The organism is Comamonas sp. B-9, from assembly GCF_000410635.1.
Classification (GTDB): domain Bacteria; phylum Pseudomonadota; class Gammaproteobacteria; order Burkholderiales; family Burkholderiaceae_C; genus Comamonas.
The window spans coordinates 23336-44891 of sequence record NZ_KE148593.1; the positions used below are offsets into that span (position 1 = coordinate 23336).

A 21556-nucleotide genomic window follows, 5' to 3' on the forward strand; every position below is an offset into this window, starting at 1 on the left:
TGGTCACTGCGCTGCTGCAGGGGTACTTGGCCGCTTCGCGCTCGTCAATGTCCACACCCAGGCCGGGTTGCTCATTGGCGTAGACATAGCCATTGCGGAATGTGGGCAAACCAGGGAACACGGCCAGTAGCGCGTCGCGCGGGCCCTTGAGCTCCTGGATCACAAAATTGGGTGGCTCGGTGCCCGACCACTCCTGCACGCCAAAATTGCGCGAGGCCAGGTCGATATGGATATTGGCCGCATGCGCCAGCGGCGACATATCGCCCGGGCCATGCCAGGCCGTGCGCACACCGTACTGCTCGGCAAACAGCTGCAGCTTGCGCGCGGGGGTGATGCCCCCCACCTGGCTCAGGTGCACGCGGATAAAGTCAATCAGCCGCTCGGCGATGATGCCACGCCACTCAAAGGGGTGGTTGAACAGCTCGCCCTGGGCCAGCGGCACATTGGTCTTGTCGCGCAGCTGGCGCAGCCAGTCGCCCTCTTCCAGCGCAATCGCGTCTTCCAGAAAGAACAGCTCATAGGGCTCCAGCGCCTGCGCAAAGCGGATCGCATCGGCGGGTTTCAAGCGCTCGTGCACGTCATGGCACAGCTCCACCTCAAAGCCGATGCGGCTGCGGATGGCGTCAAACATCTTGAGCGTCTCGCGCATGTACTTGCGCGCATCGAGGTAGATGCCGTCAGCGGCACCCCGGGGCGCCGTGCCGGGCGCTGCGCCAAAGCCGCCACCACCATAGCCGCCACTTTGGCAACGGATATGGGTGATGCCCTGCTCGCGGTACTTCTGGATGTTGTCGCAGAGCTCTTGCAGATCCCGCCCATCGGCATGGCGGTAGATGGGCACGCCCTCACGCAGCTTGCCGCCCAGCAGCTGGTACAGCGGCATGCCGGCCTGCTTGCCCTTGAGGTCCCACAGCGCCATGTCCACGCCTGAGATCGCATTGTTCTCGATGGGGCCGTTGCGCCAGTAGGCGTTCTGGTGCATCAGCTGCCACAGCTCTTCAATCTGGCTGGCATCGCGGCCGATCAGCAGCGGGCGCAGGTACTGCTCGACCAGGCACTGCACGGCCAGATGGCGGTAGGCAAAGGTGGCGCAGCCCAGGCCGTAGAGGCCAGGCTGGTTGGTCTCGATCTTGACGACCAAGAGGTTGATGCCTTCGGGCGCCGTCGCGATGACTTTGACGTCGGTAATCAAGGTAGCCATGCTAGTGCGCCCGCTTACAGCACCGCCAGCCAGCCGCCATCCACATAGATGATCTGGCCGTTGACATAGTTGGATGCGCCCGAGGCCAGGTAGATGGCAGTGCCCACCAGCTCATCGGGCCGGCCCCAGCGCTGCGTGGGGTTGCTGGCCTTGACCCAGGCATCGAACGCGACGTTGTTGACCAGCGCCTCGTTCATGTCGGTGAGGATGTAGCCCGGGCCGATGGAGTTGGCCTGGATGCCATGCATGGCCCACTCGGCCGCCATCGCCTTGGAGAGCATCTTGATGCCGCCCTTGGCCACCGTGTAGGGCGCCACCGTGGCACGGGCCGCCTCGCTGGTCAGCGATCCGATATTGATGATCTTGCCGCCGGTGCCGCGCTCGATCATGCGGCGCGCTGCCGTGCGGCCCACGACAAAGGCCGCCGTCAGGTTGGTGTTGATGACCCGGTTCCAGTCTTCCAGCGACACATCAAGCAAGGGCTCGCGGTGCTGGATGCCGGCATTGTTGACAACGATATCGATGGCCAGGCCCTGGGCATCGAATGCCGCAAAGGCAGCTTCGACCGCCGCCTGGTCGGCCACATCAAAGGCCGCCCCTTGGGCTTTGAGGCCCATGCCCTGCAACTGCGCCACGGCCGCATCCACCGCTGCCTGCTGGCGGCTGTTGACCACCACCGTTGCCCCCGATTCCGCCAGGCCCTGGGCCAGCGCCAGCCCAATGCCGCGCGAGGAGCCGGTAATCAGCGCCGTACGGCCCGACAGATCAAACAGGGAACGAGACATGGAATGGCGACCTTGAGAATTTCAGAAGTCGCCATCATCGGTTTATTTGTATGATGATTAAATCAGAGCAAACCCTAGGAATTTACCGCCCTTGCGCTTTGCGCGACAGCCGCGCGAAACCTGGATATGCAGGCTTTTAGGCGGGCGCCCCCCAGCGGGCAATCGTGTCAGCCAGCAGCGCCCGCATCCACAGCTGCGCATCGTCGGCACTGCGCCGCTCAATGGCGGCCAGCACCTTGCCGTGCATCAGCAGGCCATCGTTGAACTGTCCGGCCTGCTGGGCATTGACAGTAAGCAAAGACTCCAGCGCCGAGGCCACAATACCGCCCAGCGAGATCAGCAAGGGGTTGCCGGTGGCCTGCAAGATGCTCTGGTGGTAGGCCAGGTCGGCGACCACCCATTCATCAATTGATGTCGCGGCCTCCATCGCCGCAAAGGCCTGCTGCAGCGCCTGCAGTTGCGCATCGGTGTGCATGCGCGCTGCCAGCGAGGCGGCCGCCGGCTCAAGAATGCCGCGCATCACCATCAGGTGCCGGCCCAGCGCCTGGTCCACCCCCTGGCTGCAAAGCCAGCCGAGCACATCGGCATCAAACAGACTCCACTGCTCCTGCGGCCGCACGCGCGTACCGGTGCGGGGCCGCGCCTCCAGCATGCCCTTGGCGCTCAACGCCTTGATCGCCTCGCGCACTGCGGTTCGGCTAACCCCCAGCCGCTCGCACAGCTCCTCCTCATTGGGCAAGGTTGCGCCAGGCCCGTACTCGGGACTGGCAATCAGCCGCCCCAGGCTGTCCATCACCTGGTGGTGCAGACTGCTGCCGGGCTGTGAGGATAAGGACATGGCAATCGGTGGTGGTATAGAGTCATTCATCATACAAAAGAAAACGGATAGGGGCCAGCGTCTGCGGACTTCGAGTGCTGACCACGCCCTGCGGCTGATCATGCCCGCCTTCTGCGCCCAAGCACGGGACTCGCCTTTGCAGACGCGACACGCGAGCACGTTGCATGCGAACCGCCGCTTGCATGTGTACGCCATCGCTTTCGTGCCGTGATGAACCGACACCAGCGTTACCCAGCAAAAAGCCGCCCGAAGGCGGCTTGTGAGGGCGACAGCCCGAGCCGCTATCCGCGACGGCGGCACTTGCCTGCCACACCAAACATGCCCATCGCCGCCAGCAGGCCGGAGACCAGCAAGATGCCCCATGCGCTGACGCTCGGCACCGGCGTAGGCGCGACGACCGTCTGCACAAAGACCGGGCTGTCCTCTGCCGGGTAATTCGCATCACCGCTGTACCGCGCCACGATCTCATGCGCTCCCAACGCGTACAGCTTGTTCGTGGTCAGGCTGGCTGCGCCATCCACCAAGGGGGCAACGCCGAGCGAAGTCGCGCCGTCAAACACCTCCAAGCTGCCCGTGGGCACAGGCGCTGCCTTGGTCTGCAGCGCAGCACGCTTGGCAGCATCAAAGGCTACCGCTACGCTAAAGGTCACGTTCTGACCAGGCTGCGAGGGATTAAGGCTGGACGAGACCGTGATCGACGAGCCCCCTTGGCCCACTGCAATGGTCTGCTGCACCTGCTCAGCCGCATCAAAATTGGCATTGCCCAACTGGTTGGCATTGATCACGCAGCTACCCACGCCGTTGAACTCCACCACAGCCGCAGTCACGCTACAGACAGAAGCACTTGCAGCGTCAATCGCGAAAGTCACCGCATTGCCGGATTGACCTCCGGTGGCTGTCACCATGTAGGTACCACCAACCTTGGGTGTCGCAGGGACGCTGGAGCTAAAGCTAATCACCTGTGCACCCTTGCCAACGGTCACATTCCGCTGTATTTGCGGGGCGGCCAAGTAGTTGTCATTGCCAGCTTGGTCCGCCTGGACTGTGCAGACCCCCGCAGCGACCATGGTGATGACCGAGCCATTGGCCCCGCCCGACGAGCAGATCGCAGCACTGGCCGGCGCAACACTGAAGGTCACCGGCAGGCCCGAGGCACCACCGGTAGCCGCCACCGTGAAGGTGCCGTTCTCACTATAGGCCGGAACAGCGGGAGTCACATCGATCGCGGAAATCACTTGTGCAGCTTTGGTGATGGTGACATTCAAAGTTGCCTCAGTGGCAGCGTTGTAATTGGTATTGCCGGCCTGGTTGGCCAACAAAGCACAGACCCCACTACCCAAGATGGAGACGGTGTTGCCGCTGATCGAACACACTGCACTGCTGGACGCTGCCACGCTGAAAACCACAGGCAGCCCAGAGGCGCCGCCAGTGGCCGCCACCGAGAACGAACCACCGGCGCTGTACGCCGGGCTGGCAGGGGTCGCAATAAAGGCGGAAATAGCTTGCGCGGCTTTGCCGATGGTGACATTCAATGCGGCCTGGCTGGCCACGCTGTAGTTGGCATTACCCGCCTGGTTGGCCTGCAGCGCGCAAACGCCGCTGGCAGCCATAGTGACGGTGCTGCCTGCAACGGTGCATACACCTGGCGTCGTCGAGCTGTATACCACCGGGTTGCCGGAGCCACCGCCAGTGGCCGTGACGGTAAATGTGCCGCCTGGGGCATAAACAGGGCTGCCGGGGGTTGCCGCAAAGCCGCTGATGGCCTGACTGCCTTGTGCGATGGCAACGGTGTAAGCCCGTGAACCACTGAAGCCGTTGCTGGACGTCGCTTGCACCGTGAAGTTAAACGAACCTGCCGCTGTTGCTGTACCGGACAGTACGCCTGCAGGAGAGAGCGTCAGCCCAGTGGGCGTTGTGCCTGCCGTTACCGAGAAGGTGTAGGGGCCAGTGCCACCATTAGCGCTCGTTGCCGTCAAGGTCTGCGAGTACGCACCATTGAACGCGCCGTTGGGCAAGGTGACCGGATTGACGCCGACGGCTACGGTCACACAGCTCAGATTGGCGTTGACCACATTGCTGCTGATCGCAGCACCGGATGCATTGGCCACGCTGCACAGCTGCCCCGAAGGCGCACTTGAAACACTGATATTCCAGTTGGCACCTTGTGGAAGCCGCGTGGCAAAGTTGTAGCTGCTAGCGGCTTGCGACACCACGACTTGCTGGGAACTGACAGGATTGGTTGCATTGAGCTGCAATGTGACGCTGGCAGTCTGCCCTGAAGCAACTCCGCCCACAGAGAATGTACTTGGCGCAAAACAAAGAAGTGCTGCGCCATTTCCAGCCTGCACGCCATTGTTGATGGTGACTGCCGACATACCGGTTGCCCCGGAGGAGCCACCGGCACCGCCGCCGCCACCACCATTCCAGTTTTGCTGGCAAGCTGTGGTACCAACACCCGCGCCGCCACCGCCTGCACCTACAGTGGCACCGCCACCGCCACCGCCGCCAAACCCGGCGCCGCTGAACGAACCAGAAAAGTTGAAAGAGTCACCGCCATCGCCATTGCTGGCGTTGCCAGGCGTAGCGGGGAAGGTTCCACACCCTCCACCGCGAGCGCCACCGGTACCTACCGTGCCGCCCCCACCGCCAAAGGGGCCTGGGCCACCAGGTACCGTGGCACCTGCGCCGCCAGTTCCACCTCCACCCACACCGCCGCTGCCACCGGCAATGACATTGGCGGTGCTCCAGCCCGCATTGCCGCCACCACCGCCTCCGCCTGCTATGGCAACCCGGTTGCCGATGCCATTGCCGCCTATGCGAAGGTCTGTCGCCCCACCGCCAATACCATCAGCACCCTGGCCAAGGCCGCCAGGGTTGACAGCCTGCGATCCCTGCCCACCGACCCAGACGGACAAGGTGGCACCGGGAGTAACGGCCACGGTGCCTCGCACACGCCCGCCAAGTCCGCCACTGCCACCGGGCGAATTGGGGCTGCCACCAATACTGCCCGCTCCGCTACGGCCTGAGCCGCCCTGCGCTCCGCTGAGGTAGGCCGTGAGGCTAAAGACACCGGCAGGCACTGTGACAGTCTGCTCTCCGCCCGTGAAGCCGAAGGCCGCAGGCGTCTCACCTACTGCGCAGCTCTGTGCGCTGGCCGATGCGACACCCAGCAAAGCAGCAAGACCGAGAAGCCATGAAGCACCTCTTTGCAGGCCCCTCTGGGACATAGGGGGAGCACTGCGTTTCGCTGCAGATGCATCGCGTAATACATTGGGTATGCGCATGGGAGACCTTGCGGTTAAAGAATCGTCACATAGCAAAATGTTGCGCACGCATCATTTTGTTGCATATTGACGTGCGCGTAATTTAGTGGGTATTTACTATTTTTACCATCCCCAAAAATAGTGATATTTATGTAGTCAAGCATGTATTTCAGCCAGGAGTACCAGTACCTGGAATAAAATAGTTAATAGCTATCGATATCACTGAAAATTCAACGAATAAGCATTGCCGCGCTAGCCATGCTCGACATCAGCGTGGACACCATACCGATCTGTGCTGCATCGGGTTCTCCGGAGGGAACTTCAACGCTGACCCCGCTGAAAGGCCGCCTAGCCGCGCTGAAATTCCGGCCATCACTGCACAGAAGTTACTTGGCATCAAGTGGCAGCGCACTCGCCAGCCACCGGCCAATAATGGCCGTCCGGCATAGCCCTGGCGCCAAAAATCGCCTGCCCCACGCGCACAACGGTGGCCCCCTCCTCCACCGCCATCTCGTAGTCCCCCGACATGCCCATCGACAGCCCATCCAGGCTGATACCAGCCGGCGCGTCCTGCCGCAGCTGATCACGCAAGCCACGCAGGCGCACAAAGCACTGGCGCACCTGCGCCGCCTCGGCAGAAAAAAGCGCCAAGGTCATCAGCCCGCGCACACGCAGCGCAGAGAACGCGGGCAGCGCTTTGATGAAAGCCGCCGCTTCCTCAGGCGGCAGGCCATACTTGCTCGCCTCGCCCGAGGTGTTGATTTGCACAAAGACATCCAAGCTGCGCCCTTCCACCTGCAGGCGCCGCTCCAGCGCCTCGGCCACACGCAGGCTGTCCAGCGACTGGAACTCGGTCGCAAAGCGCGCCACCAGCTTGGCCTTGTTGGTTTGCAGGTGACCGATGACCGACCACTGCAGATCGGGCAAATCCTGCATTGCCTGCCATTTGCCATAGGCCTCTTGCGGCTTGTTCTCACCCAGCATGCGGCAGCCGGCGGCATAGGCCAGGCGCAGGCTGGACTCGGGCTTGGTTTTGCTCACAGGCAACAGGCGCACTGCCGCCGGGTCGCGCCCCACCCGCTGGCAGGCCGCCGCGATACGGGCCTGGACGATGGCCAGGTTGTGCCGAAAGTCATCGACGGATTCGGCCTGTGGCCAGCGGCCATGCTGGTCATGCCGGGTCGCGGTGGTCCACTGACTGTGTGCTTTCATGCCGATGCTTTCTCTGGTGCGCAGGTGCGAATCTGCCGGTGCATCAATCGCAATGCTGCAGCTCGATGATGGCAAAGCCGCTGCGCGCGATCTCTTGCTCCACCGCTGGCGCAGCCGCCTGGACATGGCAAAAGCGGCATTCTTGCGCTGTCAACGATTCAGCCGGCAGCCGCTTGGCGGCCAGATAGCGGCGGCCATGCGCGAGCACGGTATCGATCCCCTTATCGGGCTCCTGGTCGCGCACGAGGATATCGAAATGCATGCTGCGTCCGTCGGGTCGCAGCACATAGGTGTCAAACACAGCGATCTTCATTCAGTACCTCTTGCAACAGGTCGATGGGCAGCGCAGGTGTCGGACTCACTTCAGTGCGACTTTCGGAAAATCCACTGGCACATCCAAGGCAACATTGATGTAGTTGGTGAACAGGTTCAAAGCCACATGCGCGATGATCTCAACGACCTGCTCGTCACCAAAACCGACCTGGCGCAGGCTGGCAATGTCGGCATTGCTGATCTGCGCACGCTGCGCCACCACCTTCAACGCAAACGCCAAGGCGGCTGCGGTTTTGGCATCACCCGATTGGCCAATCTGGGCGGCCGACATATCGGCCAGGCTGGCACCGGCCTTTTGGCCCAGCACCGTGTGGGCGGCCAGGCAGTATTCGCAGCGGTTGTAGTTGGCAATGGCTACGGCCAGTTGCTCGCCAAGCTTCGCACCAATGCTGCCTTTGCCCAGTGCGCCAAAGGCGGCCCACATGCTGTGCAGCGCGGCGGGAGAGTTGGCGACCGCCTTGAACATATGGGGCGTGGCACCAAAGGCGCTCTGGATCTGCGCCATCACGGCTTGGCTGGCGGCGGGGGTGTTGTCGGTAGAAACACGGGACATGAAAGACTCCTGAAGGGGTTGCAACGCAGAGCGAGTATGCGTGTCCCAAATGTATAATTTGGACTAATTAATTCATAAATAGCACCAATTCGTACATCATGCAGCCCACAGCCTCTATCGACCGTCTCTCCAGCATCCTGGAGCGCTTCCGCGTCAAGGCGCAGTTGCACCATTCCGGCGCGCTCTGCGGTCTGACCCACTTTGATGCCTGTGACGGCTTTGGTTACCTGCATGTGCTGCGCCGTGGCGAGCTGGAGGTGAGCCACCCTGGCGCCCGCGATGTGCCGCAATCGCTGCGCTTTGAAGAGCCCACCGTACTGCTCTACCCTGCCCCGTTCACCCACCGCTTTCACAACCCACCGCAAGAAGGCGCCGACTTCAGCTGCGCGCGCCTGGTGTTCGAAGGCGGCGCCACCAATCCGCTGGCCCGATCCCTGCCACCCTTGGTGGCCTTGCCGCTGGCCCAGGTGCCTGGCATGGACATGGCACTGCAACTGCTGCTGTCCGAAACCGACCAGTTACGCTGCGGCCAGCGCCTGCTGGTCGATCGCTTGTTTGAAGTCGTCGTGATCCAGCTGCTGCGCTGGCTGCTGGACCACCCGCAGGACGCGGGCGTCCGCCCTGGCGTGGTCAATGGCATGTCCGACCCACGCCTGGCCCGCGCCCTGGTCGCCATGCACGACGCCCCGGGCGACGCCTGGACGCTGGAGCGCATGGCAGCGCAAGCGGGGATGTCGCGTACCGCCTTTGCCAATACCTTTCGCGATCTGGTGGGGCAAACGCCGGCCGATTATTTGACAGGTTGGCGCGTAGCCCTGGCGCAGAACGGGCTGCGCGAGAGGCGCTCGATCAAGGTGCTGGCGGAGGAGCTGGGGTATGCAAATCCTTCCGCCTTGTCGCGGGCGTTTGCAGGGAAGGTGGGGGTGTCACCGAGGGAGTGGTTGGCGACGCTGGTTCAAGCCCATCCTTAAGCTGCACCTCGGCTCCGCACATTGACGCTCGGAGACATATGTTTTATGGATCTAATGAACCAAGGGCAACTCCATGGAATATTTTCCCACCAACCTTTCACTGTGAAAATCACTAATTTTGGGGATTGCACGTAAAAGAACTCTTATATCAAATGTTATTTTTTATATAAGAGGCTAGACAATGCGCGTTCTTCATACTCTCAGGATCGGTATTCTTTCTGCAGGGCTGGCATCAGCAGGCTTGGCCAATGCTGCCGTAGAGACATTTTTCGGAGAGGATGCTGTTAATGGATCTGCCAGCGCACCCAGACCCCAATCCGATGCCGCGCGGGATGCATTTATTGCGCGACTGAATGGCGCAAATACTGAGAATTTTGATGCGATCAGTGCAGGCACGCCGACACCATTTTCTGTGAACATGGGTGCATCTGGAACCGCAACTCTTTCCGGATCAGCAACGGTTACCAACTTTTTGGGAAATGGCAGATTTGCTACGTCCGGCTCCAACTTTATAGAGACCAGCACCAACTTCACCATTAGCTTCTCATTGCCACAGACCGCTTTTGGATTCTATGCGACAGACATATCCGATTTTGGCGGACAGTTGAGCATCACCTATTCAGATGGCACATCCAGTACAGTTGCCGTTCCACACAGCAATCCCGCCGCAGATGGCTCAGTATTTTATTATGGCCTCATAGATATGGACAATCCATTTGTCTCTGTTGTTTTTAATAACAGTAATGCAACGGATGTCTTTGGCTTTGATGATTTAACTGCTGGCACTGCAGCCCAGGTGATTCCGCCGGTTTCTATCGCCACTGCAAGTCTGCCAGCAGGAATGCAGGGCAAAGACTATTTACCATTTACGGTAGAAGCAACTGGCGGACTCGCTCCGTTGACTTGGAGCGCAAACAATCTTCCTGCTGGACTTCTTCTTGACCCGGTAACCGGCGTCTTATCTGGCAAACCTACACAGAGCGGTACATTCACGGTGGATATTTCCGCAACGGATGCCAGTAGCCCCACGTCGCTCAGCGATACCAAGTCGTTCACGATAGAAATCACAGCGGTGCAAGCAACTGCAGCTCCCACACCGGTGCCAACCCTCGGTATCTGGGCTACCGTTGCTCTTTCGTCCCTGCTTGCGCACTTTGGTTGGACGCGCCGCCGTCAGTATTAATCTGGCTGAGAATGCGCCCGCAGATGCCCTGGCTACTGGCCTTGCTACCCAGCTGCAACTGACAGACCTAGATGCCTGAAGGGCGCAAAAAAGCCCGCTATACAGCGGGCTCAGCATGGAATGCCTTCAAGCTAGTTCTGGCTACTTTCTAGAGCCAGCTCACTCCCATTCAAATATAAATAGCGGCTAGAGAGCTAGCATCCATGCGGCCTTCGGGGTGATAGGCTCAGGAAGTACCAGCAAAAATACCATCTCCAGAAAAGATAGGAATTTTTTGCGCGGAGTGAGTGCGCTGCTGGATGCTACCCTGAAAAACTGCACCTGAACTATCCACACTCACCGCCCTAACAATTGGCGCGACCGTGTGCATCTCATCGGCCGCGCCCCGTCTCCTTGCAGCGATGTTCTGAACTGGCTTGAGCGACTGGCGCTGATGCAATTATTCTTGCCTTCCTTGCCCAATCCGCGCATTTCATTTGCACACTTGCGGCTGCTCCCCTACCTCGGTCTGTCATTCGCATAGGGCGGCCGCTTCACCTTCGCGTACTCCCTATCCAGCCAGGCAGATCTGCCGGCTCAAATTTCCTGACTGCTTCCATTGCTCGCTCCATTTACTGTATAAATATACAGTCTTTTGGAAGTATCTATGGATCAATCAAGATACTGGCGCTGGCACATCAAGAACGGCCAGGGGTGGCTGCAGACCACCGAGCATGAGCGATGGGATGGCATCAAGCCAGACTTCCCAGAGGCTATGCCTGTCTTGGGCACTATGATCTTGCAAAGCACGCCACTGTCTTCTGATGCTGTGGCTCTTTATGAAAGCTTGGGGCCCGATGTCCCTTTCTGAACGCCGCGGTGTTGTCATTGGTCTTTGGCGCGCATGGCGCCAGAATATGCGCGACCTGAGTGACGGCTGGTTCCCGTATTGCGATATGGGCAAACAGATCCATCTGTTCTATGAGTACCTGCAGGCTAACCGGCCTCACCCTGCTTGACATGCCAGGGCGGGCATACGAGACAATCCACCAGTGGATTGCGGAGGATGTCGAGGGTTAGGTCGGTCCCGCATGGCGCAAGCTTCAGCAGCGCCTGAGCGTCCTTGATAGATCCTTCCAGCCACTGATCTACATCTGCCAGTTCGATAAGTATCACGCTACGCTTGTCCTGCTTGTCAGCAGCGAGCTTCGGGTCTTGCTTGTTCACACAGTTCATCAACGGGTGATCATCCTTATTGGGAATGAGTATCGGCCAGCAGGTTGAGAGAGCATTCCGGATGTTCACTATTCCAGCAAGATCCCATCCTACCTGTCACCGAATCGCGATGTCGCGTCCAAACAACTTTCATTAAAAAAATAGCGACAAACTATCAAGTTTGCCTTCTAATTACATCATATGTTAGCGCATGTATATTTTTACATTAAGCGAAACATATTTGTTTATCAAGCCTTATTAAAGTTGTCTCGTACATAAATTAATAACTATATCCAAACACAACTAATATATGAAATTGCAATAATTCACAAGCAGCATTTAAATTGGCCAATTTCAGAATAATTACTTAAACCTAAAACTGACACGAAAATGAAAAATTACATTATCACAGCCCTTTTTCTTAGCTTAACCGCATGCGGTGGCGGTGGAAGCTCGAACGATACGCCTGAGCCAGCTCCTACACCGCCTCCCGCTCCCGCTCCCGGTCCCGGTCCTTCTCCTTCTCCTTCTCCTTCTCCTGAAAATTCTTCCGGACTATTGTTTCAGCCTGCCAAAGTCGTCCAAGACATGTATGCAGAAGACCGAATGATATCTTACGTGAAGGTTACTCTTGGTACCGAAATACTAAATTCAAAAGACGAACCATTTAACTTTAGAGTTACCGACTCCCAAGGAATTTTATACCCTTACGTAAATATAGAAGCTGACACGCGCAATAGCGTAATTGCCAAGTTAGAATTAAAACCAAATCTTGAAACAAAGATTTATGAAGGGAATATGTTTATTAGCCTATGCAAAGATGATCCACGCATTTGCAAAGAGCCATATTCAGAAAAATCTTGGGTATTACCATACTCATTTAACATTCGAGCACGGTTAAACTTAACCCCACTTAAGACGCTACCGGAAGCATCAGACTGGACCTCAGAGCAAGGTAATGTATCGCACAATTCTTATATACCCACAGAAATAAACCCCCAAAACATTAATCTGCGTTTTTTCTACTCCTACAATACTAATTATGGGACTTCAAGATCAGATATGTGGGTTAAAAATGGCATCTTCTATACAAATGCCATGAACAATTCTATACCGCGCTATCCGGATCAGAATCCTACAACCCTCAATGCTTTAGACGAAAGCAACGGTCAACTGATTTGGAATCAAAATCTGGAGCCAGGCTTGGAAAAAATTGTTATAGGCGACAATGTCTTTTATTATATGAAGCCTGAGTGGAGTGAAGGGACGCCTAAATATCGCCTTGCGGCTCGCGATTTGACAACTCGAGAAGTTCGCAACTATGGCTCCAAGTATTACGAATCGAGTGAGATTGGACTCTATGAAGACAAGTCTATTTACAAAAGAGACTCGGCCAATCATCTAACAGAAAAAATAAATGAAAATGATTTCACTACAAAGTGGAGTGTCATTTCAACCAGCTTATATACCCAAGCAGGCTTGCCAGCTGTAGATTCAAAATTTTTATACTACAACACAATTTCTTTTGGTGATTACAAATCAACCTTGTCGATTGTTGATAAAATTTCCGGCCATTTGAAATCCTCGATAGATGTAGGTTCTAGCTCGACAGCGGACACTACAACGGTATGTGATGCAAATAATGTAGTAGTATCCAACCCACCGTATTTGAAAGTAGTCAACCCTACGGAAGGTAAAGTCAAGCACGAATACATGCTAAGCAAGAATGAAACTTCAAGAACATTGGCTTGCAACGGCTCTATGATGTATAGCGTGGGAGACAACGGGATTGAGGCTCGCAATTTAAGCGATGGATCAATCGCATGGAAGTGGGATTTTCCAAGTGATGACGTGGCTTTTTCATCTAACTACCCAGATTACATCGGCTCAAACTTAATATTATTTAAAAATATAATTTTTATTCGCCTTTCTTATTATTTGTATGCAATTGACCTAACAACAAATAAGACAGTGTGGCGCCATCGCATGGGAGACTCCTCATCTATTGGAAATATCGCAGTTTCGAAGAACGGCGTCCTTTACACTCCCGGACGCATGGACGACAAAAATTACGCCGACCAAAGCTCTGGAATAATGGCTTTTAATTTACATTAAGTGCATTATTCCATTCCAAAACGGCGCCAATAAATAATTGCGTGTTGCTTTGCGAGCCTGAGCAATTGACAACATTCAGGCCGCTCTCAATATTCACAGAGTGCGAAAATCCCATGCCTTGAAGTCAAGGCATGGGTTAAAGAGGACTTAGACCTTTAGCCTGTCAGCTTGGCTGCTTCACCACTTCGGCTACCGCCTGATTCAGCAGGCGCATGGTGCTTTCGATCTCCTTGTTGATAGCCTTGACCTGGTCTTTCTTGTCCGGCAAGTCGCTGGCCTGCACTTTGCGGCGAAGCTTCGTCAGCTCTGCCACACGCTTGTCCGCCAGCTTCTCTACGCCCGCGGCCTTTGCCAGGGGCACTTCTTTGAGGACCGCATCCACGTTCTCACCGCGCTCGACCCGGGCCTTTGCTTCGGCCAACGCCACATTGATCCGCTTGGTGTTGTCGTAGTAGGTGTCGCTCTGGCCGTTCATGCCGGTGGTGTTGCCGTAGACCCGGCCCGCCAGGAACCACTGGTGCGGTGCCAGCTCCTCGCCGGTGGCTGCGGCCGTGGCCGTGGCGCCCAGCTTGTTGGCTTCCCGCAGCACGCCGCCAAAAGCCTGCTCGACCAGGTACTGGATAGCCTCCGGCGTGGGGCTGATCGCGCCCTGCTCCCATTCGCTGCCGCCCGTGGCGGCATTGATACCTCTGGCCGCCCAGCGATATGGCACCGTTTGGTCCGCTGTAGCACGCTTGGCCACCAGTTCCTGCTGGCTCGGGTTGCGCTTTGCCATCGCTTTATTGGCTTCGGCAGCATGCCGGGCATGCAAGTAGCGCTCAAACTCCTCGATGCCCACGCCGGCGTCATTCATGGCCTTCATGAGCGGCCGCACCTCGTCGCGCAGGAAATTCGCCGCGCGCTTTGCGACACGCTTGTGGTACAGCTCTTCACCCCGGTAGGCATCGTTGGTTTCAGACACCGTGCCATTCAAGGCCTTGATCTGCTCCTGAATGCGCTTGAGGTCGATGAACTTGTCTTGCCAGTGGTAGAGCCAGGTATCTACCTTCGACGGATCCAGCAGGCTACGAGCTTTGGCCTGCAGTTGAGCCAGCTTGCTATTCGTTGCAGGCTGATTGCTTGAGGTTGATAACTTATTAGGCGCTCGGCTAAGGAAACTCTGCAAAAGTCCCCGCCCGCCCCACCGCATGGGATGATCCGCACATGAAGCAAATGAGCCTGGCTACCGGATTCGAGAAGAAGTCCAAACGCACGCGCAAGCGTGAGTTCTTGGACGAGATGGACTTGGTCGTTCCCTGGCACGAGCTGGTGACACTCATTGAGTCACACAGCCCGCCCAAAGCTACCGGCAGGCCCGCTTTTGCAGTCGAGTCCATGCTGCGTATCCACCTGCTGCTGCAGTGGTTCAACCTCTCGGACCCGGCAGTGGAAGAAGCGCTCTACGACACCCCCGTCTTCGCCAGCTTTGCCAGGCTCGATCCGGGCATCAGCACCATGCCCGATGAGAGCACTATCTTGCGGTTCCGTCGCCTCTTGGAGGCTCACCAGCTGGGCTTGCAGATCCTGGCGCTGGTCAACGCCATCCTGACAGACAAGAACCTGCTCTTGAGACACGGCACCGTGGTCGATGCCACCCTGATTGCAGCTCCCAGCTCCACCAAGAATGCAGGCGGTGAGCGGGACCCAGAGATGCACCAGAGCAAGAAGGGCAACCAGTGGCACTTTGGGATGAAGTGCCATATCGGTGTCGATAGCAACTCGGGCCTGGTGCACACCGTCGTTTCAACACCAGGCAACGAAGCCGATGTATCGCATGCCCATAGTCTCTTGCACGGGCAAGAGAGACATGCGCTGGGCGACAGCGGCTACCTAGGCGTGGACAAACGCGCAGAGGCGGCAAAGAGCCAAGTGACCTGGCACATTGCTATGCGCAAAGGCCTGCGCAAGCAGCTGGACTTGGGAACCCAGCTGGGGATGCTCAAAGAGAAATATGAGCAGAACAAGGCCAGCATGCGAGCGAAGGTGGAGCACCCGTTTCGCATCGCCGGGCAGCAGTTTGGGTTCAATAAGGTGCGCTACCGGGGCATCGCCAAGAACGACAACAAGCTCCAAACGATGTTTGCGCTGGCCAACCTGTGGCTGGTGCGAGGGCAGTTGATGAGGATGCAGGCCTGAGTGCGCCTGCAGATGGCCCAAAAGGGCAAAAAGCCGCAGATGCGGGTAGAAACTTGGCTGCAAAACCGCGCATAAGCGGGCAAATCGGCTGTGAGCTAACTGGCCAGTCTGAATTCAGCGGTTTTGCAGAGGATCCATAACGATCATTCTTTTTTTAAAAAAGAGATAAATCATTGACTTATCTCTTTTTCACTTCTTCAACTTAACTCACTTTTTTGCTACAAACTTTATTCCCACTCAATCGTCGCAGGCGGCTTGCTAGACACATCATAAGTAACGCGGTTAATCCCGCGCACTTCATTGATGATCCGGTTCGACACGCGCTTGAGCAGGCCATAAGGCAGCTCAGCCCAGTCAGCGGTCATGAAGTCGCTGGTCTGCACCGCGCGCAGCGCCACGACGTAGTCGTAGGTGCGGCCGTCGCCCATGACGCCCACGCTCTTGACGGGCAGGAAGACGGTGAAGGCCTGGCTGGTCAGGTCGTACCAGGTCTTGCCGGTGGCGTCGTCCACCCAGTTGTTCAGTTCTTCGATGAAGATGGCGTCGGCGCGGCGCAGCAGGTCGGCGTATTCCTTTTTCACTTCACCCAGGATACGCACACCCAGGCCTGGGCCGGGGAAGGGGTGGCGGTAGACCATGCCGCGCGGCAGGCCCAGGGCTACGCCCAGCTCGCGCACTTCGTCCTTGAACAGGTCGCGCAGCGGCTCGAGCAGCTTGAGACCCAGCTGCTCTGGCAGGCCGCCCACGTTGTGGTGGCTCTTGATGGTGACAGCCTTCTTGCTCTTGGCGCCGCCCGACTCGATCACGTCGGGGTAGATGGTGCCCTGGGCCAGGAAGGTGGCGCCCTTGTGGCCGCCGTCGCCTGCTTTGAGCTTGGCCGCCTCGGCCTTGAAGACGTCGACAAACAGGCCGCCGATGATCTTGCGCTTGGCTTCTGGCTCGCTCACGCCAGCGAGTTTGCCCAGGAACAGGTCGGAGGCATCCACGCGGATAACCTTGGCGTGGAGCTTGCCTTCGAACATCTCCATGACCATGTCGCCTTCGTTGAGGCGCAGCAGGCCGTGGTCGACAAACACGCAGGTCAGCTGGTCGCCAATGGCACGGTGGATCAGCGCGGCAGCGACGGACGAATCCACACCGCCGGATAGGCCCAAAATCACCTCTTCGTCACCGACTTGCTCGCGGATCTTGGCAACGGCTTCTTCGATGTAGTCGCCCATGATCCAGTCGGCCTGGGTGGCGCAGATATCGAGCACAAAGCGGTTGAGCAAGGCCTGGCCCTGCACGGTGTGCGTCACCTCGGGGTGGAACTGCACCGCATAGTAGCGGCGGGCTTCATCAGCCATGCCGGCGATCGGGCAGGATGGCGTCGAGGCCATGACCTTGAAGCCTGGTGGCAGCGCGGTGACCTTGTCGCCGTGGCTCATCCAGACCTTGAGCATGCCGTGGCCTTCGGGGGTGACGAAGTCTTCGATGCCCTTGAGCAGTTCGGTGTGGCCATGGGCGCGCACTTCGGCGTAGCCAAACTCGCGGCTGTTGGAGCCTTCGACCTTACCGCCCAGTTGGGTGGCCATGGTCTGCATGCCGTAGCAGATGCCCAGTACGGGAATGCCCAGCTCGAACACGGCATCTGGCGCGCGGTCGTCCACTTCGTAGACGCTGGCATGGCTGCCGGACAGGATCACGCCCTTGAGCTTGCCGTCAGCGGCAAACTCGCGTACCCAGTCGCTGCTCACATCGCAGGGATGCACTTCGCAGTAGACATGGGCTTCGCGCACGCGGCGGGCGATCAGTTGGGTGACTTGGGAGCCAAAGTCAAGGATGAGGATCTTGTCGTGTTGCATAGCAGGATCGTTGGGTTTGGATGGAGAAAAAGGGGTGGATGGGTCAAAAATCGTCGGCGGCCAGCACGGTGATTCCGCATTGGCGGGCGGCTGCCACCTGCGCAGCATCAAAACTGGCCAGCGGCAAGCGCAGCGACTGTGCCAGCCACAGATAGGCGGCATCGTAGACCGGCAGGCCGGTGGCAAGCGCCACATCCAGCACGGCCTTGTGCTGGGCGGGTGCCAGGTCATGGAGCTCCACCCGGTGGCGTATCGCATCGAGCACGCCCCAGAGGCCTTCAACACTGCCCAGCGGGATTCGGCCGCTATTGGCCCCGGTGGCCACCAGGTTGCTGCATTCCCAAAACCACAGGTTGGGCGCTTGCGGGTCCACCTCATGGCGGCGAATGCGGGCATAGAGGCGCTGGGTATGGCTACTCGCCGCTTCGGGCAACAGCCAGGCTGCGGTGACCGAGGCATCGAGCACAAAGGCACTGAAGGCGGCGCTCATGCAGCGCTCCTGCCGCTGCGGCGCAGCTGGGGGACCGAATCTGCTTCGGGTGGCGGCGCGATGCTGGCCTGCAAGGCCTCGATCTGCGCCAGCTCACGGGCGATCTGCTCGTCAGTGATCACCGGCTTGCGCCGCATCGGCAGCATGCGCACCACTTCTTTGCCGTGGCGCGTGATGCGCACTTCCTCGCCCTGCTCGACCAACTCGACCAGGGCAGAGAAACGGGTTTTGGCTTCGTAGATACCGACGCTGTGCATGGAAATGGGTGACAAAAAAATCTGGCCTGAACATCAATTCAGACCAGATTCTATCATTCAGACCAGTTTTATGCCAATAGACCAGAATTGAAGGGGTTTTGGTTGTGGCTGCTTGTGGTGCAACAGCGCCTGATGGGCTGTTGTCACAAGAGGGAGAGGAGCGCCGCGTCAGTGCAAGGTAGTGAGGTATACGCTGTCAAAGGTACAGGGTACGTGGTTCCGGGCTGATGGGTAAGCCGTGTATTGAGCACGTTTGCGCTGCCCTCCGCGCATCCAGATGGGACCCAGAATATCTTCAACCCCCTGGATCCCGGCCGGGGTCTTTGCACTCGCCCGTGGCGCTCCAAAAACTAGACAGTCATCTCCTGCTGGGTCATTGAAAACCTATGCCGCCACATCGACCTGCCAATTGGCCGATTGCAGCACCACATTGGTCTCGCGGATGCGGCGCGACAGGTCATCGGCCTGCTTTTGCAAGCTGGCCACGTTGATCTGCGGTAGCCATTTGATCTCGCGCTGGCTGTAGCGATCCACATCCTTGTGCGTGGCGGCGATGGTGGCGACCAGCAGCGAATGCTGGGCGACGAGGGTATCGCGCTCGGCCAGGATATCGGCCAGCAGACGGCCATCGGCCAAGCGGGCCGTCTCGTTGGCGGTGTTGATGGCGCGCACCAGCTGCTGCTGCGCCAGCAAGGTCGAGGTGGCCTCAGCGAGCAGGTCTTCAACCCGCTCCTTGGGCTCCTCGCCCTCTTGCACGATGGCATTGCGGGCAATGCGCTCACGCAGCGAGAGCAGCTTTTTCTTGTGGTCGGCTCTGAGCAACAGGGCTTCGGCAAGCTTCATCGGCATTCCTTCAAAGGGGTTCCAAAAAAATGGCTGCCAGCGGCAGCCATTCTCAGGACCATCAGTCAGCGCGGTAGTTCGGCGCTTCCTTGGTGATCTGCACATCGTGCACGTGCGACTCACGGATACCGGCTGCGGTGATTTCCACAAACTCGGCCTTCTCGTTCATCTCGGCAATCGATGCGCAACCGCAGTAGCCCATCGATGCACGCACGCCGCCGGCCATTTGGTAGACGATGGCAACCATCGAGCCCTTGTAGGGCACGCGGCCTTCGATGCCTTCGGGCACCAGCTTGTCGGCATTGGGGTTGCCGGTGCTCGATTCCTGGAAGTAGCGGTCGGCCGAGCCTTGCTGCATCGCGCCGATCGAGCCCATGCCACGGTAGCTCTTGTACGAGCGGCCTTGGTAGAGGATCACTTCACCGGGTGCTTCTTCGGTACCGGCAAACATGCCGCCCATCATGATGGTCGATGCGCCAGCGGCCAGGGCCTTGGAGATATCGCCCGAGAAGCGGATACCGCCGTCAGCGATCAAGGGCACGCCGGTGCCTTGCAGCGCCTGGGCCACGCTGTCGACGGCCATGATCTGGGGCACGCCCACACCGGCCACGATACGGGTGGTGCAGATGGAGCCGGGGCCGATACCGACCTTGACCGCATCAGCGCCGGCCTCGACCAGCGCCAGCGCCGCTGCGCCGGTGGCGATGTTGCCGCCGATCACATCGACCTGGGGGTAGTTCTGCTTGACCCAGCGCACGCGCTCGATCACGCCACGGCTGTGGCCGTGGGCGGTGTCCACCACGAGGGCGTCCACACCAGCCTTGACCAGCAGGTCCACACGCTCTTCGGTACCAGCGCCCACGCCCACGGCCGCTGCCACGCGCAGACGGCCGGCGCGGTCGCGTGCGGCATTGGGGAAGGTGGTTTGCTTGGTGATGTCCTTGACGGTGATCAGGCCCTTGAGTTCAAAGGCATCGTTCACCACCAGAATGCGCTCGAGCTTGTGCTTGTTGAGCAAAGCCTTGGCAGCAGCGGGCGTGGTGTCGTCCTTTTCATTGACGGTCACCAGCTTGTCGCGCGGCGTCATGATGTCGCGCGCCTTGACGTCGTAGCGGGTCTCAAAGCGCAGATCGCGGCTGGTCACAATGCCAACCACCTTGCCGCCGTCGCAGACCGGGAAGCCGGAGATGCCCCGCTCCTCGGACAGCTGCATGATCTGCAGCACCGTGTGCTCAGGCGTGATCACTACCGGGTCGTGCACGACGCCCGATTCATGGCGCTTGACCTTGGAGACCTCGGCAGCTTGCTGCTCGGCGGTCATGTTCTTGTGGATCACACCAATACCGCCCTCTTGGGCGATGGCAATCGCCAGTCTGGCTTCCGTGACCGTGTCCATGGCGGCAGACACCAGGGGCAGGTTCAGGCGGATATTGCGGGAGAATTGGGTGGCGAGAGAGACGTCCTTGGGCAGGACTTGGGAGTATGCGGGCACCAGCAACACATCGTCGAAGGTGAGCGCTTTTCCGATCAGGCGCATTGTGAAGGCTCCAAAAGAAAGATTCTACCGTCTTTTGTAAGCAGCTTGCAGGGCCGCCGTATGACAGCCCCACAACTCCAGGTTGTTATCTCTAACCAACAACTTTGTCTGACGTTGACAATCGGCAAGCTACACTCGCCTTCTATGAAACTCATTAAGCTGCTCCTGCTCACGGTAGCCATTGGCATTGGCGCGCCCGCCATGGCCCAATGGCAGTGGATCGACAAAGATGGCCGCAAGGTCTTCAGCGACCGACCACCCGGGCTGGACGTGCCAGAGAAAAACATCGTCAAGCGCCCCAAGGGCTATGGCTCGCTCAAGGGCGTGCAGTCCTCGGGCACGGGCCCAGCGCTGCGCGAGGTCGCCCCTGCGCCTCAGGAAGGCGAGTCTGGCGATGGCGCAGCAGCCCCCGCCCCCGCTGCTGGGGCCGCCCCGGCTGGCGGCGCAGCCGCTGCCAAGGCCGCTACCGGCAAGGACAAGGAGCTCGAAGCCAAGAAGGCAGCTGATGCCAAAGCCAAGGCCGATGCCGATGCCGCTGAAAAAGCCAAGCAAGCAGCAGCCAAGGCCGACAACTGCAAACGCGCCCAGCAGGCCAAGGCGATGTATGACACCGGCAAGGCCGTGCGCGCACCCAATGAAAAGGGCGAGATGGTGTTCCAAAGCGCCGAGCAGCGCGATGCCGAGATCAAGCGCACCGATGAGGTGATCTTCAACAACTGCTGATCAGCCCCCTACTCGACAAAAAGCCAAGCATCTGCTTGG

Annotated in this window: 20 protein-coding genes; 6 read left to right on the forward strand and 14 right to left on the reverse strand. The window is 58.6% G+C overall.

Annotated elements, in window-relative coordinates; translation table 11 throughout:
• From H928_RS28015 to H928_RS30910, 4 genes are all read right to left on the reverse strand, one after another.
• Positions 1–1201: enolase C-terminal domain-like protein (locus tag H928_RS28015; protein ID WP_239644976.1), on the reverse strand; the 1201-nt coding region annotated here is incomplete at its 3' end.
• A 14-nt stretch (positions 1202–1215) separates the two neighbouring features.
• Positions 1216–1986, reverse strand: a complete 771-nt coding sequence (locus H928_RS0114980; RefSeq protein WP_021027240.1) for an SDR family oxidoreductase — start codon at positions 1984–1986, stop codon at positions 1216–1218.
• A 136-nt stretch (positions 1987–2122) separates the two neighbouring features.
• Complete coding sequence (locus H928_RS28020) at positions 2123–2824, reverse strand: FadR/GntR family transcriptional regulator (protein WP_021027241.1); 702 nt, start codon at positions 2822–2824, stop codon at positions 2123–2125.
• A gap of 281 nt (positions 2825–3105) precedes the next feature.
• On the reverse strand, positions 3106–4932 hold the full coding sequence (locus H928_RS30910) for an Ig-like domain repeat protein (RefSeq protein WP_158400543.1): 1827 nt from the start codon (positions 4930–4932) through the stop codon (positions 3106–3108).
• A 321-nt stretch (positions 4933–5253) separates the two neighbouring features.
• Here H928_RS30910 and H928_RS30210 point away from each other — a divergent pair, with 321 nt between their 5' ends.
• Positions 5254–5850, forward strand: coding sequence for a hypothetical protein (locus H928_RS30210; protein WP_021027244.1), 597 nt, complete (start codon positions 5254–5256; stop codon positions 5848–5850).
• Positions 5851–6483: 633 nt separating this feature from the next.
• Here H928_RS30210 and H928_RS0115005 read toward each other — a convergent pair.
• The 3 genes from H928_RS0115005 to H928_RS0115015 are packed head-to-tail and all read right to left on the reverse strand — an operon-like array spanning position 6484 to position 8185.
• Entirely contained in the window at positions 6484–7299 is an 816-nt protein-coding gene (locus H928_RS0115005; protein ID WP_021027245.1) for a YggS family pyridoxal phosphate-dependent enzyme, read from the reverse strand.
• A gap of 43 nt (positions 7300–7342) precedes the next feature.
• Positions 7343–7612 carry a DUF2024 family protein gene (locus H928_RS0115010; protein WP_021027246.1) on the reverse strand — a complete coding sequence of 90 codons (270 nt, stop codon included), beginning with the start codon at positions 7610–7612 and terminating at the stop codon, positions 7343–7345.
• A 45-nt stretch (positions 7613–7657) separates the two neighbouring features.
• Positions 7658–8185, reverse strand: a complete 528-nt coding sequence (locus H928_RS0115015; RefSeq protein WP_021027247.1) for a carboxymuconolactone decarboxylase family protein — start codon at positions 8183–8185, stop codon at positions 7658–7660.
• A 98-nt stretch (positions 8186–8283) separates the two neighbouring features.
• On the opposite strand from H928_RS0115015, the gene H928_RS0115020 reads away from it, so the two are divergent.
• Both H928_RS0115020 and H928_RS30915 read left to right on the forward strand, forming a co-directional pair.
• The gene (locus tag H928_RS0115020; RefSeq protein ID WP_021027248.1) at positions 8284–9156 is read left to right on the forward strand and encodes an AraC family transcriptional regulator; all 873 of its coding nucleotides are present in this window, start codon (positions 8284–8286) and stop codon (positions 9154–9156) included.
• Between the two features lie 181 nt (positions 9157–9337).
• Entirely contained in the window at positions 9338–10339 is a 1002-nt protein-coding gene (locus tag H928_RS30915) for an IPTL-CTERM sorting domain-containing protein (RefSeq protein ID WP_084635820.1), read from the forward strand.
• Between the two features lie 975 nt (positions 10340–11314).
• On the opposite strand, the gene H928_RS30215 is transcribed toward H928_RS30915, so the two are convergent.
• A complete protein-coding gene (locus H928_RS30215; protein WP_148293172.1) occupies positions 11315–11545 on the reverse strand; it encodes a hypothetical protein in 231 nt (76 codons plus the stop codon).
• Positions 11546–11923: 378 nt separating this feature from the next.
• Between H928_RS30215 and H928_RS33985 the strand changes: the two genes are divergently transcribed.
• A complete protein-coding gene (locus tag H928_RS33985; protein WP_148293173.1) occupies positions 11924–13648 on the forward strand; it encodes a PQQ-binding-like beta-propeller repeat protein in 1725 nt (574 codons plus the stop codon).
• Between the two features lie 163 nt (positions 13649–13811).
• Here H928_RS33985 and H928_RS0115040 read toward each other — a convergent pair whose 3' ends face one another.
• Positions 13812–14813, reverse strand: a complete 1002-nt coding sequence (locus H928_RS0115040) for an LPD38 domain-containing protein (RefSeq protein ID WP_148293174.1) — start codon at positions 14811–14813, stop codon at positions 13812–13814.
• Positions 14814–14851: 38 nt separating this feature from the next.
• Here H928_RS0115040 and H928_RS0115045 point away from each other — a divergent pair, with 38 nt between their 5' ends.
• On the forward strand, positions 14852–15823 hold the full coding sequence (locus H928_RS0115045; protein WP_021027253.1) for an IS5 family transposase: 972 nt from the start codon (positions 14852–14854) through the stop codon (positions 15821–15823).
• Positions 15824–16050: 227 nt separating this feature from the next.
• Here the strand turns inward: H928_RS0115045 and guaA are convergent, their stop codons facing one another.
• From guaA to guaB, 5 genes are all read right to left on the reverse strand, one after another.
• Complete coding sequence (guaA, locus tag H928_RS0115050; protein WP_021027254.1) at positions 16051–17667, reverse strand: glutamine-hydrolyzing GMP synthase; 1617 nt, start codon at positions 17665–17667, stop codon at positions 16051–16053.
• Between the two features lie 43 nt (positions 17668–17710).
• Positions 17711–18157, reverse strand: a complete 447-nt coding sequence (locus tag H928_RS0115055; RefSeq protein ID WP_021027255.1) for a type II toxin-antitoxin system VapC family toxin — start codon at positions 18155–18157, stop codon at positions 17711–17713.
• Positions 18154–18414, reverse strand: a complete 261-nt coding sequence (locus H928_RS0115060; protein WP_021027256.1) for a type II toxin-antitoxin system Phd/YefM family antitoxin — start codon at positions 18412–18414, stop codon at positions 18154–18156. The genes H928_RS0115055 and H928_RS0115060 overlap by 4 nt, the downstream gene beginning before the upstream one ends.
• Before the next feature lie 384 nt (positions 18415–18798).
• Entirely contained in the window at positions 18799–19257 is a 459-nt protein-coding gene (locus tag H928_RS0115065) for a DIP1984 family protein (protein WP_021027257.1), read from the reverse strand.
• Between the two features lie 61 nt (positions 19258–19318).
• A complete protein-coding gene (gene guaB, locus H928_RS0115070) occupies positions 19319–20794 on the reverse strand; it encodes an IMP dehydrogenase (RefSeq protein WP_021027258.1) in 1476 nt (491 codons plus the stop codon).
• A 144-nt stretch (positions 20795–20938) separates the two neighbouring features.
• On the opposite strand from guaB, the gene H928_RS0115075 reads away from it, so the two are divergent.
• Positions 20939–21517 (forward strand): DUF4124 domain-containing protein, encoded by a 579-nt coding sequence (locus H928_RS0115075; protein WP_021027259.1) that lies wholly within the window; start codon positions 20939–20941, stop codon positions 21515–21517.
• The last annotated feature ends 39 nt before the right edge of the window (positions 21518–21556 follow it).

Excerpts from the sequence above, each read along its gene's own strand:
- H928_RS0114980 (WP_021027240.1), bottom strand. The coding sequence starts at position 1,986 with ATGTCTCGTTCCCTGTTTGATCTGTCGGGCCGTACGGCGCTGATTACC.
- H928_RS28020 (WP_021027241.1), bottom strand. The coding sequence starts at position 2,824 with ATGTCCTTATCCTCACAGCCCGGCAGCAGTCTGCACCACCAGGTGATG.
- H928_RS0115005 (WP_021027245.1), bottom strand. The coding sequence starts at position 7,299 with ATGAAAGCACACAGTCAGTGGACCACCGCGACCCGGCATGACCAGCAT.
- H928_RS0115010 (WP_021027246.1), bottom strand. The coding sequence starts at position 7,612 with ATGAAGATCGCTGTGTTTGACACCTATGTGCTGCGACCCGACGGACGC.
- H928_RS0115015 (WP_021027247.1), bottom strand. The coding sequence starts at position 8,185 with ATGTCCCGTGTTTCTACCGACAACACCCCCGCCGCCAGCCAAGCCGTG.
- H928_RS0115020 (WP_021027248.1), top strand. The coding sequence starts at position 8,284 with ATGCAGCCCACAGCCTCTATCGACCGTCTCTCCAGCATCCTGGAGCGC.
- H928_RS30915 (WP_084635820.1), top strand. The coding sequence starts at position 9,338 with ATGCGCGTTCTTCATACTCTCAGGATCGGTATTCTTTCTGCAGGGCTG.
- H928_RS33985 (WP_148293173.1), top strand. The coding sequence starts at position 11,924 with ATGAAAAATTACATTATCACAGCCCTTTTTCTTAGCTTAACCGCATGC.
- H928_RS0115045 (WP_021027253.1), top strand. The coding sequence starts at position 14,852 with ATGAAGCAAATGAGCCTGGCTACCGGATTCGAGAAGAAGTCCAAACGC.
- guaA (WP_021027254.1), bottom strand. The coding sequence starts at position 17,667 with ATGCAACACGACAAGATCCTCATCCTTGACTTTGGCTCCCAAGTCACC.
- H928_RS0115055 (WP_021027255.1), bottom strand. The coding sequence starts at position 18,157 with ATGAGCGCCGCCTTCAGTGCCTTTGTGCTCGATGCCTCGGTCACCGCA.
- H928_RS0115060 (WP_021027256.1), bottom strand. The coding sequence starts at position 18,414 with ATGCACAGCGTCGGTATCTACGAAGCCAAAACCCGTTTCTCTGCCCTG.
- H928_RS0115065 (WP_021027257.1), bottom strand. The coding sequence starts at position 19,257 with ATGAAGCTTGCCGAAGCCCTGTTGCTCAGAGCCGACCACAAGAAAAAG.
- guaB (WP_021027258.1), bottom strand. The coding sequence starts at position 20,794 with ATGCGCCTGATCGGAAAAGCGCTCACCTTCGACGATGTGTTGCTGGTG.
- H928_RS0115075 (WP_021027259.1), top strand. The coding sequence starts at position 20,939 with ATGAAACTCATTAAGCTGCTCCTGCTCACGGTAGCCATTGGCATTGGC.